We start from the raw sequence: 13,741 nt of genomic DNA, 5'->3' as shown, positions 1-13,741 counted from the left end.
ACGTCCGTCTTCTAACAAGGGTGGTACCACGGCTTTTTCGTCCCTTACGTTGCAACTGTTACTCGTGCGAAGCGGAGTCAGTTGTCAACTACGTTGCAACTGTTACTCATGCTGCGAAGCAGAGTCAGTTGTCGACAACGGGGATGGAAAGGCCTTTTTTGGCGTTCGGCGATCCAGCGGCATAACGAAATTAAGGAGGGTGCATGAGACATGAAGGAACGGTTGCTTGCTTTAAAGGAACAGGCGCTGCAGGAGCTCGGGCAAGTAGAGAACCAGCAGCAGTTGAACGAATTCAGAATCAAATATTTGGGTAAAAAAGGACCGCTCACCGAAATACTGCGGGGCATGGGCGCATTAAGCGCGGAAGAGCGTCCGGTGATCGGACAGGTGGCCAACGAGGTGCGCGCCGCGATCGAGGAAGTGCTCGAAGCGAAGCAGGCCGAGTATACGAAAGCGGAGACGAATGCGCGGCTTGCCGCAGAGACGATCGACGTTACGCTGCCGGGGCGTCCGGTTGGCCGCGGTGCGGTGCATCCGATCAGCAAGGTCATCCAGGAGATTGAAGATATTTTCATCGGGATGGGCTACACGGTCGCCGAGGGGCCGGAAGTGGAGCAGGATTATTACAACTTCGAAGCGCTCAATTTGCCGAAAAACCACCCGGCGCGCGATATGCAGGATTCGTTCTACGTTACGGACGAGATTTTGATGCGGACGCATACGTCCCCGGTGCAAGTGCGCACGATGGAAAAAATGAAAGGCCATGTGCCGGTCAAAATCATTTGCCCGGGCCGTGTATACCGGCGTGATGACGACGATGCGACGCATTCCCATATGTTCACGCAGATCGAAGGGCTTGTGATCGACCGCGGCATTCGCATGAGCGACCTGAAAGGGACACTGCTGCAGTTCGTGCAGGAGCTGTTCGGCAAACAGACGCAAATCCGGATGCGCCCGAGCTTCTTCCCATTCACGGAACCGAGCGCGGAGGTCGACGTCACGTGCGCGATGTGCGGCGGCCATGGCTGCCGAGTGTGCAAGCATACGGGCTGGCTGGAAATTTTGGGTTCCGGCATGGTGCATCCGCGCGTGCTGGAGATGGCCGGCTACGATCCGGAAGAATACAGCGGATTTGCTTTCGGCCTCGGCGTAGAGCGGGTCGCCATGCTGAAATACGACATTGAAGACATTCGTCATTTCTATACGAACGACCTGCGGTTCCTGAAGCAGTTTGTTCATTTATAAGAAAAACTCCCAAGGGCTGTCCTTCAAGTGCAGAACGTTGTAGCGGAAGTTTTTCTTGGTTCAGAATGTCGCATGACACTTTCACACTTAGGTGGATTCAGCGGCGATGAACCGCGTCTAAAAGGCAGTTGTTCTGCAAGATAAAGAAATAGTGTCCGGCACGGCCGGAACGCAGGCTTTCTTTATCGTTATAAGAGAGGAGCGTGAAGTAGCGATGAAAGTATCTTATCAATGGTTGTCGCAGTATGTGGATGTGAGCGGATTTACGGCGTCGGAGCTGGCGGAGAAGCTCACCCGCAGCGGCATTGAAGTCGATTTCGTGGAAAACCGCAACAAAGGTGTGGAGAAGGTGGTCGTCGGCTTCGTCAAATCGCGCGAGAAGCATCCGGATGCCGATAAGCTCAGCGTATGTATCGTCGATGCGGGGCAGGGCGAAGATTTGCAAATCGTCTGCGGCGCGAAAAATGTGGCGGCGGGCCAAAAGGTGCCGGTGGCGATCGTCGGCGCGAAGCTGCCGGACGGTCTCGTGATCAAGCGGGCGAAGCTGCGCGGCGTTGAGTCGCAAGGGATGATCTGCTCGGCGAAGGAGCTTGGATTGAACGACAAGCTGCTGCCGAAGGAAATCCAGGAAGGCATCCTCGTCTTGCCGGAGAACACGACGGTCGGCGACAGCATCTTGGATGTGCTTGCGATCAGTGACGAAGTCATGGAGCTCGATCTGACGCCGAACCGCTCGGACTGCTTGAGCATGCTGGGCGCCGTGTACGAAATCGGCGCGATTCTCGGTCGCGGCGTAAAGCTGCCGGAACGCGAACAAGGCGAGAATAGCTCGGTAAAAGCGGCGGATCGCATTTCCGTGGCCATCAGCGCCAAGGAGCAGTGCTCGCACTATGCGGCCCGTCTGATCGAGGGCGTAAGCATCGGGCCGTCCCCGCTGTGGATGCAAAACCGTCTCATGGCGGCGGGCATACGTCCGATCAACAATATTGTCGACATCACCAACTATGTGATGCTCGAGTACGGCCAGCCGCTGCACGCGTTTGACGCCGATCAATTGGCGAACGGCCATATCGATGTTCGGCTTGCGAGCGAGGGCGAGAAGCTCGTGACGCTCGACGGGACGGAGCGTACGCTGGAGCCGCATATGCTGCTTATTACCGACGGCGTCAAACCGGTTGCGCTTGCCGGCGTTATGGGCGGCTTGAACTCGGAAGTGACGGACGGCACGACGCGGATATTGCTCGAATCCGCCAAGTTTGACGGCGGTACGGTGCGCAAAACGTCCCGCCAGCTCGGGCTTCGCTCCGAAGCGTCGCTTCGCTTCGAGAAGGAAGTGAACCCGGAAGCGGTCATTCCGGCGCTGGACCGCGCGGCCGCATTAATGGCGGAGCTGGCCGGCGGCCAAGTGGCGTCCGGCGTTGTCGAAGCGGTAGGCGCGGAGCATAAGCCGGTGAAGATCGAAATCACGGTCGACCGCATTAACCGTTATTTGGGCACCAGCTTGACGGCCGATCAAGTGACGGCGATATTCGAGCGATTGAACTTTCCGTTGGAGATTTCGGGCCAGGATACGCTTCTTGTACACGTGCCAAGCCGCCGCGGAGACATTACGCGCGCCGTCGACCTGATTGAAGAAGTTGCGCGGCTGAACGGTTACGACAACATTCCAACGACGCTGATGAACGTCGTGACGACCCCGGGGGCACTGACGAAAGAACAGCAAATCCGGCGTATCGCCCGCACATTGCTTACGAACAGCGGCTTGCATGAGGCGATCACGTATTCGTTCACCCATCCCGAGCAAATTCGCGAATATGCCGGCGCTTACCGCGAGGCGAAGCCGGTTACGCTTGCCATGCCCATGAGCGAGGACCGCAGTACGCTGCGCACGAGCCTAATCCCGCACTTGATGGATGCGGCGGCGTACAATCGCAACCGGAACACGGACGATGTCGCTTTGTTCGAACTGGGCCGCGTGTTCGTCACCGGCGAAGAGACGCTGAGCGGCTTGCCGCAGGAGAAGCTGCTGCTGGGAATATTGTTAACGGGCAAACGCAGCGAGCTGCACTGGTCAGGCAAACCGGGTCCTGTCGATTTTTACGATTTGAAAGGCGTGTTCGAAGGGCTGGTCAGCTATCTCGGTATCGAGGGACTGCGGTATGTCAAATCCCAGCCGGAAGGATTCCACCCGGGCCGCACGGCGAATATTGAGGTGGAGCTGGACGGCGTGCGCAAGGTGATCGGAACGATCGGCCAGCTTCACCCCGAGCTGCAGCAGAAGAAGGATCTCTCCGACACGTATGTGCTCGAAGTCGAGTTCGACGCGCTTGCCGCATTGGCCAAGGAGTCGTTCACATACCAGCCGTTGCCGCGCTATCCGGCGATCAGCCGCGATATGGCGCTTGTGGTCGGGATCGACGTGGCGGTCGGCGATTTGACGGACAAAGCGAAGCAAACTGCCGGAGCACTGCTCGAATCGATTCAAGTATTCGATATTTACACAGGCGAGCGGCTTGGAGCGGACAAGAAAAGCGTTGCGATCTCGCTCGTATACCGGACGCCGGAGCGTACGCTGACGGACGAGGAAGTCAGCGAGCTGCATGCCCGCGTCGTGGCCGATCTGGAGACTTCCTTCGGCGCCGAGCTTAGGAAATAAACTGGAAAAGCTTCGACAAAACATTAGTGTTATGAGCAGGAAAAACGATTCTCCGTATCGAATGTTCTTGGATACGGAGAATTTTTTTTGTCGTGGAAAGGGGAGCAACGTCTGTGAGCGGTGAAGAGAAAGTCAAGATGACCGTCGACATCTATGGCACCCAGTATAAGCTGGTTTCCAAATCCAGCCCTTCTTATATAAAACGAGTGGTCGCGATTGTAAACGACCAAATGCATAGAATTGCACAAAGCAGCCCCCGCCTGGACTTGCCCAAAATTGCCGTGCTGGCCGCGGTCAACATGGCGGACGAATGGAGCCGGATGCAGCAGGAGCTGGAGGAGTCGTTAGCGAGACTGCGGCTGCTGGAGAAGGCGAAGGAGGAATTGTCCGCGCTGAGCGAGAAGCATGCGCAGCTGCAGCAGGAACTGAGCGACGGGCAGGAGCTCTTGAAAGCGTTGACGGCGGAGCGGGATGCGCTGCAGCAGCAGCGCGAAGCGACCGCCGAGGAGCTCGCCCGGGTAACGGCGCAGTTTAGCGAACTCGACAAGCGCAGGGAAATGCTGGAGACGGAGCACGCGGCGGATCGCGAGCGCTTGACCGGATTGCAGGCATTGACGGGAGAGCTGGAGCGGAAGCTGTTCGAGACCGAAGCTCGGGCGCAGGAGCTCGAGACGGCCGCGGCAACGAACGAGCAAGAAACGGCGCAGCGCAAACAGCGCATTGCCGAGCTGGAGAAGGCGAAGCGGACGCTCGAGCATCGGGCCGCGGAGCAGACGCTGGAGCGCGAGAACATGCGGGCCCGTCTGGCGGATCGCGACGCGCAGTTATCCAAGCTGGCCGAATCGGAAAAGCAGCTCAAGGAACGCCTGGCTTCGCAGGAAAAGCGTACAACCGATCTCGACCGGAGACTGCTGGAAGCACTGGGCGAACGGGAGCAGCTGACCAGGCAGCTGGAAGAGCGGGAGCTTCTGTATGGCGAGCTTGGCGTGCAAGTCGACCAGCTGCAGGAGCAGTTGACGAGCCTGCGTCAAGAGACGGAACTGCAGGAGGCGCTCTACCAGGAACTGCAGGAGACAAGCGACAGCAAGGTAAGCGAGTTGCAGAGGCAGCTCGAAGACGAGCGCACCCGATTGACGGCAGCGCTGCAAGCGGAGTCATCGCGCGTTGCCGAGCTAGAGGCGTGTGAAACCGGACTGCGCGAAGCACTTGCGCAGCAGAAGGAAAGCTCCGCAGCCGAACTCGAGGCGCGTGAAACCGAGCTGCTTGAGGCACTCGTTCAGCAGGAAGCGGCGGCCGCGGCTGAGCTCGCGGCGCGCGAAACCGAGCTGCGCGAAGCACTTGCGCAGCAGAAGGAAACCGCCGCGGCTGAGCTCGCGGCGAAGGAAACCGAGCTGCGCAAAGCACTCGCGCAGCAGAAAGAAACCACCGCGGCTGAGCTCGCGGCGAAGGAAACCGAGCTGCGCAATGCCCTCGCGCAGCAGAAAGAAACCGCCGCGGCCGAACTCGCGGCGAAGGAAACCGAGCTGCGCGAAGTCCTCGCGCAGCAAGAAGCAACCGCCGCGGCCGAACTCGCGGCGAAGGAAACCGAGCTGCGCAAAGCACTCGCGCAGCAAGAAGCAACCGCCGCGGCCGAACTCGCGGCGAAGGAAACCGAGCTGCGCAAAGCACTCGCGCAGCAGGAAGCAACCGCCGCGGCCGAACTCGCGGCGAAGGAAACCAAGCTGCGCAAAGCCCTCGCGCAGCAAGAAGCAACCGCCGCGGCCGAACTCGCGGCGAAGGAAACCGAGCTGCGCAATGCCCTCGCGCAGCAGAAAGAAACGGCCGCGGCCGAACTCGCGGCGCGCGAAACCGAGCTGCGCGAAGCCCTCGCACAGCAGGAGGCCGAGCGGACGGAGCATCAGGAGCAGCGCCGCCGCCTGCAGCAGCAGCTGGGCGAACAGCTGGAACAGTCGCGGGATCTGCTGCTGCGCGGGGACGGGCTGCAAGAGGAGCTTGAAGCGCTGCAGCGCCGGTATAGCGAGCAGCAGGAAGAGCTTGGGCTGCAGCAGGAGCTGTATGACGAGCTCGAAGCGGAGCATGCAACGCTTCAGGTTAGCAGTGTAGACAGGCAGTCCGAGCTGGAGCGGGAGCTTGCCAAACGCACCGGGGAGCTGCAGCGGCAGCTTGCGGGAGCGCAGGAGCGCGCCCGGACCCAAGAGGAAGCGCACGAGCAGCGATTGGCCGAGCTCGAACGGAGGCTGGAGGCCAGCGAAGCCGAACGTCTGCGTGAGCTGGCGGAGCGGCAGCAGGAGCTGTCGGAACGCGAAGAGCGTGCGCGAAGCTTGGAACAGCAGCTTGCGCAGCAACAGGCGTACAACCTGCAGCTGCAAGAGAGCAGCAGTCAATGGCAGAAGCGCAGCGAGGAACAGGCTACGCATGCGGACGAGCTGCGCCTGAAGCTGCATGAGCAGCAGGAGGAGCTGGAGCTGCAGCTGGAGATTTACAGCGAGCTGGAGGAGAAGCATACGGAGCTTGCACAGCGGCTTACGGTGCAGGAGGCGCGGGCGCTCCAGGCTGCCGACCAGCAGCAGGCACGCAGTGCCGAAATCGAACGGCTGCTGGCCGATCGCGAAGCCGAGCTTGCGCGGCTTCACAGCGAACGGGAAGCGGCTGAGGAGCTCGGACGCGCGCTGCAGGAGCAATGCGCTGCGCTCGAGCAGCGGCAGGAAGCCGCGGTTGGCGAGCGTGAGCAGCTGCACCAGCGGCTCACGGCACAGGAAGCCCGCGTAGCGGAGCTGCTCCGGCAGGCAGTCGGGGCAGAGCAGCTGCAGCAGGAGATTGCCCTGCTGCGTGAGGAGATCGAAGTGCAAAGCGAATTGTTTGACGAACAGCAGGATGAACTAAAGGAGCACAAGAAGCGGTATGATGCGCTTCAAGCGGATTATACCGTGCAGCAGGAGAAGGCGGAGCAAGTGTTCCATGAGCTGCAGCTGCTCCAATCGGAATACGAGAAGCTGCAGGTCGAATACAACGAGTGGATCGAGCTCGTAGAGAAGGAATAACTGGGCAATGAACGGATTGGATTGGGCCGTTCTGGTCATCGTCGCTGCCGGCACGGTTTTGGGCTTCGCCCGTGGATTCGTGGCCCAAATCGTGTCGGTTGTCGGCCTGTTCATCGCATATATCGTCGCTTTCGCGTTTTACGATGATGTCGCCCCTTTTCTGAGAGACACGCTCGGCTTGGCCGGGTATGAGACGTACCAGCAGTACGAATTTTTGGCCAAGGACTTGAAGCTCGATACATACATATACAATGCGCTTGCGTTTGCCGTCCTGCTGTTCGGCGTCAAGATTGCGTTCAGCATTGCCGGACGGCTGCTCAACCTGCTCGCATCCGCGCCCGGACTAAAGCAGATCAATCAATGGAGCGGCGCAGCGCTCGGGCTGGCCGAAGCGCTGTTGATCGCGGTCATCGCCGTTCACGTGATGACGGTGCTGCCGAACGACACGGCGCAAAAGCTGCTGAAGCAGTCGCAGCTCGCCCCTTACATCTTGGAGCATACGCCGATCCTTACGGATAAACTGCAGGAGCTGTGGAATAACCATAAGGGAACGGCCGATAAAGTGAAAGTATGATGCGATCATTCGCACATGGCGTTATACCGCAGCTTGTTATGCCGGATCGGCACTTTCCGCCGCACTACACCGATCTGGCAGGCGATGCACGCGGCTCGCCTTTCCTATGTACAGCTCGCAAAAAGGACCTCCATCTCCACCTACAGTGGGATAAAGGTCCTTTTTGCGATTGCAAAACTTCGTTTCCTCAAGAAAAGCGCTCGTGAGGAAGTCTTCTGCTTATGCCAGGCGATCGCGTGCAAATTACGCTTCTACGATCAGTTTTGCTTTCATGTTGACATGACCGGCGCCGCAAGGAATCGTGCAAATGATATCGTACGAGCCTTCTTTGTCGGCGTTGAAGGTAGCGGTTTTCGCATTGTTGTCCAGCTTCACTTTCAGGCCTTTGATTTCGACGCCGTGAATGCCTTCCTTGTTTTCAAGCGAAATGTTGACAGTTTGCCCTTTTTTCACTTTGTATTCCTTTTGGTCGAATTCAAAGTTTTTCGCCACAAGCTTCACGTCGGCTGCAGCGCCGCCTGCTGCCGGCGTGCTGTTTCCTGCCGGAGGTGTGGAGGCAGGAGCTGCCTGATCCTTCGTTCCGCAAGCGGATAATGCGAATACCAACGCGATGGCTACGGCCAAAACGATCGATTTTTTCATAAAATAAGTCCCCTCTCAACTTCCATGGTTTGATCTGTGCCTTACATCCCTAATATTAACAAAAATAAAATAAATTGCAGTGACGAACCGGTGACAACATCTTGAACCTCTGGTGAACGATGAAGCGGAATGTGAGTAGGATCACAGACAGTTTCCTGATGAACGAAACGGAAGATCTCTAATCATTTCCGGTCGATGGAACGGGTATCGCGGCGAATTTGGCATTTTTCAGGCGGCCGATATGTATTTTTTATATAAAAACGGACTTTTCCCTTGATCCGCAGCGGCGAATGCAGTAACGATATATACATGAAACAAAGAAATAAAAAAAATCAGCCGCGACAATGCCGCAGCTGATTTTCTTACTTGGCTCGTTCGCGTCCGGAAATCCCGCTTTCAAACGGCGTTTTCACCGGAATGAACAGGTCGATGATCCCGATGACCAGAGCGGCCAAGATTGCACCGATGATGCTTGTCGACACGCCGCTTACAATGAATTGCGCCAGCCAAATGACCAGTGCGCTGACCAGGAAACCGACGATCCCCCGGCCAAACGGCGTAATCTTTTTGCCGAACACTCCCTCGATAACCCATGCGGCAATGGCGATCACCAAAGCCAAGAAGAAAGCGCTCCAGAAGCCTCCGACACTGAAACCGGGAACGATCCAAGATACAATGATCAGCATCAAAGCAGACACGATAAATCTGACGAGATGTCCAAGCAAATGCATCAGTCTGATTCCTCCTTCGTTAAAGTGTGGCGTTTCGAATCGAGTCGGCATCGTCAGCCTACGCCGAGGACGGCATAAGCTGTTACTGCGGTGCACCATTTAGGGTAGCCTGGGTACATGCGCTTTATGAATGGAAATGTCAGGAGCGCCGATAGCTTTACTTTTGCGTGTTGGTTATAATATAAAATCATACGACGGTCTTGCGCTTGCGAAAGAAAGGAAGGTTTCTTTTGAACCGAACGAATAGCTATAACCATAAAATATTAACGACGCTTGATTTTCACGCCATTATTAATAAATGTGCCGGACATGCGGCCACCTCTGCCGGCAAGGAGCGGGTAGGGGAACTGGATCCGAGCGGCGATTTCCAGACGGTCAAGCGCCGCCTGCAGGCGACCGAAGAAGCGGTCAACGTCGACCGGCTCAAGGGCGGAGCGCCCTTCGGGGGCATCCGGGATATTCGTCCCGCGATTCACCGGGCAAGGATCGGCGGCATGCTCAACCCGGTAGAGCTGCTGGATATCGCGCTCACGAGCCAGGGCGGCCGGCGATTGAACAAGTTTCTGGCGGATGTGAACGACGATCATCCGATTCCGCTGCTGCTGGAGCTGACCGAACGCATTACGGATCACAAACCGCTTGAGGACCGAATTCGCGGCTGTATTGACGACAACGCGGCAGTCCTGGATTCCGCGAGCATGGAGCTTTCGCGCATTCGCAGCGAACTGCGAACCAGCGAATCGCGGGCGCGCGAGCGGCTGGAGCAGATGGTGCGTACGCCATCCATTCAGAAGATGCTGCAGGAGAACCTGGTTACCATCCGCGGAGACCGTTATGTTATCCCGGTGAAGCAGGAATATCGCGGCCATTTCGGCGGTATGATTCACGATCAGTCGGCATCCGGAGCGACGCTGTTTATCGAGCCGGAGTCGGTCGTTCAGCTCAACAACCGGGTAAGAGAGCTGAAGCTCAAAGAAGAAGCCGAAGTTGAAAAAATATTGCGGGCCTTGTCCGCCCTCGTAGCCGAAGCCGCTGATCCGCTGCTCGTCAATGTGGAGGCGTTGTCCGAGCTCGATTTTATATTCGCCAAAGCAGGGCTTGCGCGGGAGATGAAAGCGACGCTGCCGCTGCTGAACGACCGCGGTTTCATCAAGCTGAAGCGCGGACGGCACCCGCTCATTGCGCCCGAGCATATCGTGCCGATCGACGTGGAGCTCGGCAACAAATATTCGACGATCATCGTTACGGGACCGAATACCGGAGGGAAGACGGTATCGCTGAAGACGGTCGGCTTGCTATCCTTGATGGCGATGTCGGGCTTGTTCGTCCCGGCGGAGGAAGGCAGTCAGCTCTGTGTGTTCGACGCCATTTATGCCGATATCGGAGACGAGCAAAGCATCGAGCAAAATTTGAGTACGTTCTCCAGCCATATGACCAACATTATTCGGATTCTAAGGGAAATGACGCCGAAAAGCCTTGTGCTGCTTGACGAGCTTGGCGCCGGAACCGATCCGGCCGAAGGATCGGCGCTCGCCATTTCGATATTGGAGCATATTCACCGCATGGGCTGCCGCGTCATCGCCACGACGCACTACAGCGAGCTGAAAGCTTATGCTTTCGACCGCCAAGGCGTCATTAACGCCAGCATGGAATTCGACGTGCAGACGCTTCGCCCGACATACCGGCTGCTTGTGGGCGTACCGGGCCGAAGCAACGCGTTTGCAATTGCCGAGCGGCTCGGTCTGGCGAAGGTGATCATCGACCACGCCCGCGGGCAAGTCGGCGAAGAAGATCAGCGCGTCGAGTCGATGATTGCAACGCTGGAGGAGAATCGGCTGCAGGCCGAGGCTGAACGCGTCAGCGCCGAGCAGCTGCGCCGCGAGGTGGAGACGCTGCGTGAGCAGCTCGCCCGTGAACGCAGCAGCTTTGACGAACAGCGGGATAAGCTGTTCGAGAAGGCGGAGCGCGAGGCGCGTGACGCGGTGGCGAAGGCGCGCCGCGAGGCCGACGAAGTGATCGCGGAGCTGCGCCGTCTGCAGCGTGAGGAAGCCGCCGGCGTTAAGGATCATAAGCTGGGCGAGCTCAAACGCCGGTTGAACGAGGCCGAGCCGGAGCTTCGTGCGAAGCATAAGCCGCTCACGCCGAAGAAGAAGGCCGGCCGGGTAGAGCCAGGCGACGAGGTGCTTGTGACGACCGTTAACCAGCGCGGCCATGTCGTCGATCTGATCGGCGATCAGGAAGTGACGGTGCAGCTCGGCATTTTGAAAATGAAAGTGAACCGCTCTGACGTGGAGCTGGTGAAGCAGGCGTCCGCTTCGCAGAAAAAGGCTCCGCCGCAGGCGACTTCGACGTTGAAGCGGACTCGCGACGAAAATGCGAAGATGGAGCTAGACCTCCGCGGAGCCAACGTGGAGGAAGCGATGATCGAGGTCGACCGCTTTTTGGACCAATCGTATCTTTCGAACTTCGGGCAAGTGTACATCATCCACGGCAAAGGCACGGGCGCGCTGCGGACAGGAATTCAGGAGTTTCTCCGCAAGCATAAGCATGTCAAGAGCTACCGCATGGGCAATTACAACGAAGGCGGCGCAGGGGTTACAGTAGCGGAGTTAAAATAAATCGCGCCGCTCCAAGAGGAATTGAGCCGGGAGATCGCGAATACATTTACAGTGCCGGACTTAGCGGCCGGCACGGTGCATATAAGTTTTTTTCCTATTCTTGAAACGGGAGAACGGGGAGTTCCGTATATAAAAAGTATAAACATCGATGTTTCAAAGCCTGCTGGCAGCAGAACGAATAAATATTCAATACGGGAGGATTTAACTCATGGGGATTTTTAAAAGACTGCGTGACTTGACGATGGCTTCGATTAACGACTTGCTCGATAAAGCGGAAGACCCGGTAAAAATGCTGAACCAATTCCTTCGCGACATGGAAGAAGATATTCGAGAGGCCGAAGTGGCCGTCGCGAAGCAAATCGCGATCGAGAAGAAATTCAAGCAGCAATACGAAGAAGCCGGCGAAATGGTGCAGAAGCGTGAAGAGCAGGCGCTCAAGGCGCTGGAAGCGGGCAACGAAGACTTGGCTCGCCGTGCGCTGCAGGACAAGAAGGAGCACCAGCTGAAATACGACGAGATGCAGAAGCAGTACGAAACGGCCAAGGTCAACGCCGACCGTCTCCGCAATCAGTTGTCCGAGATGAAAGACGAATTCAGCAAGCTGAAGAACAAGAAAGACCTGCTCGTCGCCCGTGCGGAAGCGGCGAAGGCGCAAAAGCAGATCAATCAGGCAATGTCCGGCTTCGGAACGGACAACGCGGCCAAAGGCTTCGACCGCATGAGCGAGAAGGTGCTGCAGCTGGAAGCCGAAGCGGAAGCCAGCAACGAGCTCCGCTCCAAAGGCAAAGATCTGGATGACGAGCTGAACGCGCTTGACAAGAGCAGCGGAGTCGACGATGAATTGGCGGCGCTGCGTGCGAAGCTGGCCGCGAAGAAGCAAGCAGAATAATCGAGCGGTATAGGAGACTGAAGGGGCACCCTTCAGTCTCTTCGGATGTTGGGTAAACATCACTTTCTGCACCTTCGGGCGAAAGGCAGGGGGCGAATACAGCAAATGATGAATGAAGAGGTGGACCGGTTGATGACGAATCCTTATGTGGAGACGTTAGCTTTTTTTTCCGTGGCGGTATTGGCGCTGATTGTCTTTTTGGCCATATTCGAGCTTGTCACGAAGTACAAGGATTGGGATGAGATCAAGAATGGCAACGTCGCAGTCGCGATGGCGACAGGGGGCAAAATATTCGGGATATGCAACTTGTTCCGGTTTGCCATATTGAATAACGACTCCATTCTTCATGCGCTCATCTGGGCGGGGTATGGCTTTGTATTATTGCTTGTCGCTTATTTTATATTCGAATTTTTAACGCCATATTTCAAAATTGACGAGCAGATCAAGAACGATAACCGCGCCGTAGGCTTGATTTCCATGATGATTTCGATTTCGCTGTCTTACGTAGTGGGCGCTAGCGTCACCTGATCGTCTTCCCCGCGAATAACGCGTTTCACCCGCAGATTGGAGGAGGGGCGTCCTTGAAGTATTTATGGGGCACCTTGTTGGCGCTTGCGCTTGTGTTTATCGGCGTAGGCGTTTACTATTTTATTAATTATGCGTGAGACGGGGTTCGTCCGACAGGCGGACCGGCTGCTTACGGGGAGGAAATGACGTATGCCGAAAAACGACGAACAATTATGCCCTTGGTGTCAAACGGAAATTGTATGGGACCCGGAGATCGGACCCGAGGAAGCGTGTCCGCATTGCTTCAACGATCTGGGCGATTACCGCAGCATTAATTTGACGGTGACGGACCCGGATCAAGCGATTGCGTTTGACGACGACGACGATGAAGAGTACGAGGACGATGAGATCGATCTCATGGACGAGTACGAAGAGGCCGTTCAGCATGTTCTGGATCATCAGGAGGAAGCGCCGGAATGTCCGTCATGCCGCAGCTTTATGCTGCTCGCCGGGACGCAAAATGCCGATGCTTCGTTCGTGCCTTATGTGCACGAGATGGTGAAAGAACCGCTGCTCGCCGCTTCATTCAAGGCGCAGGTATATGTGTGTCCTTCTTGTTTTTACATCGAACGGCAGCTATCCGAACCGGATCGGCTCGCGATGATCGAACGGTTGAAGCAGGTTAAGCCTTCATGAACTGGATCATATTGATTAAGAAACCGCTGCGGCGGTTTCTTTTTTTTCAAGCTGCATGTCCCTGCGCTTCAAGCGGCGGGGGGAATCGGGCAGGAGCGAAGGGAGCATAGGAGAATATTGGTTGCTTGTCATGTTTTTCACC

At 56.9% G+C, this 13,741-nt stretch carries 10 protein-coding genes; 8 read left to right on the top strand and 2 right to left on the bottom strand.

What is annotated here, in order from left to right; translation table 11 throughout:
- Positions 1-210: 210 nt before the first annotated feature.
- From pheS to KXG62_RS08260, 4 genes are all read left to right on the top strand, one after another.
- Positions 211-1,245 carry a phenylalanine--tRNA ligase subunit alpha gene (gene pheS, locus KXG62_RS08275; RefSeq protein WP_218091474.1) on the top strand — a complete coding sequence of 345 codons (1,035 nt, stop codon included), beginning with the start codon at positions 211-213 and terminating at the stop codon, positions 1,243-1,245.
- Positions 1,246-1,459: 214 nt separating this feature from the next.
- Positions 1,460-3,901, top strand: a complete 2,442-nt coding sequence (pheT, locus tag KXG62_RS08270) for a phenylalanine--tRNA ligase subunit beta (protein ID WP_218091473.1) — start codon at positions 1,460-1,462, stop codon at positions 3,899-3,901.
- A 113-nt stretch (positions 3,902-4,014) separates the two neighbouring features.
- Positions 4,015-6,942 (top strand): cell division protein ZapA, encoded by a 2,928-nt coding sequence (gene zapA / locus KXG62_RS08265; protein WP_218091472.1) that lies wholly within the window; start codon positions 4,015-4,017, stop codon positions 6,940-6,942.
- A 7-nt stretch (positions 6,943-6,949) separates the two neighbouring features.
- On the top strand, positions 6,950-7,516 hold the full coding sequence (locus tag KXG62_RS08260) for a CvpA family protein (protein WP_218091471.1): 567 nt from the start codon (positions 6,950-6,952) through the stop codon (positions 7,514-7,516).
- A 243-nt stretch (positions 7,517-7,759) separates the two neighbouring features.
- Here the strand turns inward: KXG62_RS08260 and KXG62_RS08255 are convergent, their stop codons facing one another.
- Together KXG62_RS08255 and KXG62_RS08250 are read right to left on the bottom strand one after the other, a co-directional pair.
- A complete protein-coding gene (locus KXG62_RS08255; RefSeq protein WP_218091470.1) occupies positions 7,760-8,158 on the bottom strand; it encodes a cupredoxin domain-containing protein in 399 nt (132 codons plus the stop codon).
- A 362-nt stretch (positions 8,159-8,520) separates the two neighbouring features.
- Positions 8,521-8,889, bottom strand: a complete 369-nt coding sequence (locus KXG62_RS08250; protein ID WP_218091469.1) for a phage holin family protein — start codon at positions 8,887-8,889, stop codon at positions 8,521-8,523.
- 230 nt (positions 8,890-9,119) lie between these two features.
- Between KXG62_RS08250 and KXG62_RS08245 the strand changes: the two genes are divergently transcribed.
- The 4 genes from KXG62_RS08245 to KXG62_RS08230 all read left to right on the top strand — a co-directional run bounded on the left by KXG62_RS08245 (position 9,120) and on the right by KXG62_RS08230 (position 13,599).
- Entirely contained in the window at positions 9,120-11,507 is a 2,388-nt protein-coding gene (locus KXG62_RS08245) for an endonuclease MutS2 (protein WP_218091468.1), read from the top strand.
- A 208-nt stretch (positions 11,508-11,715) separates the two neighbouring features.
- Positions 11,716-12,396, top strand: coding sequence for a PspA/IM30 family protein (locus KXG62_RS08240; protein ID WP_218091467.1), 681 nt, complete (start codon positions 11,716-11,718; stop codon positions 12,394-12,396).
- A gap of 108 nt (positions 12,397-12,504) precedes the next feature.
- The gene (locus tag KXG62_RS08235) at positions 12,505-12,924 is read left to right on the top strand and encodes a DUF350 domain-containing protein (RefSeq protein ID WP_218091601.1); all 420 of its coding nucleotides are present in this window, start codon (positions 12,505-12,507) and stop codon (positions 12,922-12,924) included.
- A gap of 189 nt (positions 12,925-13,113) precedes the next feature.
- Complete coding sequence (locus KXG62_RS08230; RefSeq protein WP_218091466.1) at positions 13,114-13,599, top strand: hypothetical protein; 486 nt, start codon at positions 13,114-13,116, stop codon at positions 13,597-13,599.
- The last annotated feature ends 142 nt before the right edge of the window (positions 13,600-13,741 follow it).

Origin of the sequence: Paenibacillus solanacearum (assembly GCF_910593845.1) — a bacterium.
Classification (GTDB): Bacteria; Bacillota; Bacilli; order Paenibacillales; family NBRC-103111; genus Paenibacillus_G; species Paenibacillus_G solanacearum.
The sequence above is the reverse complement of the archived record's forward strand: the minus strand, read 5'-3'. Positions and strand labels throughout refer to the sequence as shown.

What these genes read in the sequence shown, in the direction of transcription:
- KXG62_RS08230 (WP_218091466.1), top strand. Translation starts at nt 13,114, where the DNA reads ATGCCGAAAAACGACGAACAATTATGCCCTTGGTGTCAAACGGAAATT.
- KXG62_RS08240 (WP_218091467.1), top strand. Translation starts at nt 11,716, where the DNA reads ATGGGGATTTTTAAAAGACTGCGTGACTTGACGATGGCTTCGATTAAC.
- pheT (WP_218091473.1), top strand. Translation starts at nt 1,460, where the DNA reads ATGAAAGTATCTTATCAATGGTTGTCGCAGTATGTGGATGTGAGCGGA.
- KXG62_RS08255 (WP_218091470.1), bottom strand. Translation starts at nt 8,158, where the DNA reads ATGAAAAAATCGATCGTTTTGGCCGTAGCCATCGCGTTGGTATTCGCA.
- pheS (WP_218091474.1), top strand. Translation starts at nt 211, where the DNA reads ATGAAGGAACGGTTGCTTGCTTTAAAGGAACAGGCGCTGCAGGAGCTC.
- KXG62_RS08260 (WP_218091471.1), top strand. Translation starts at nt 6,950, where the DNA reads ATGAACGGATTGGATTGGGCCGTTCTGGTCATCGTCGCTGCCGGCACG.
- KXG62_RS08250 (WP_218091469.1), bottom strand. Translation starts at nt 8,889, where the DNA reads ATGCATTTGCTTGGACATCTCGTCAGATTTATCGTGTCTGCTTTGATG.
- KXG62_RS08235 (WP_218091601.1), top strand. Translation starts at nt 12,505, where the DNA reads ATGAATGAAGAGGTGGACCGGTTGATGACGAATCCTTATGTGGAGACG.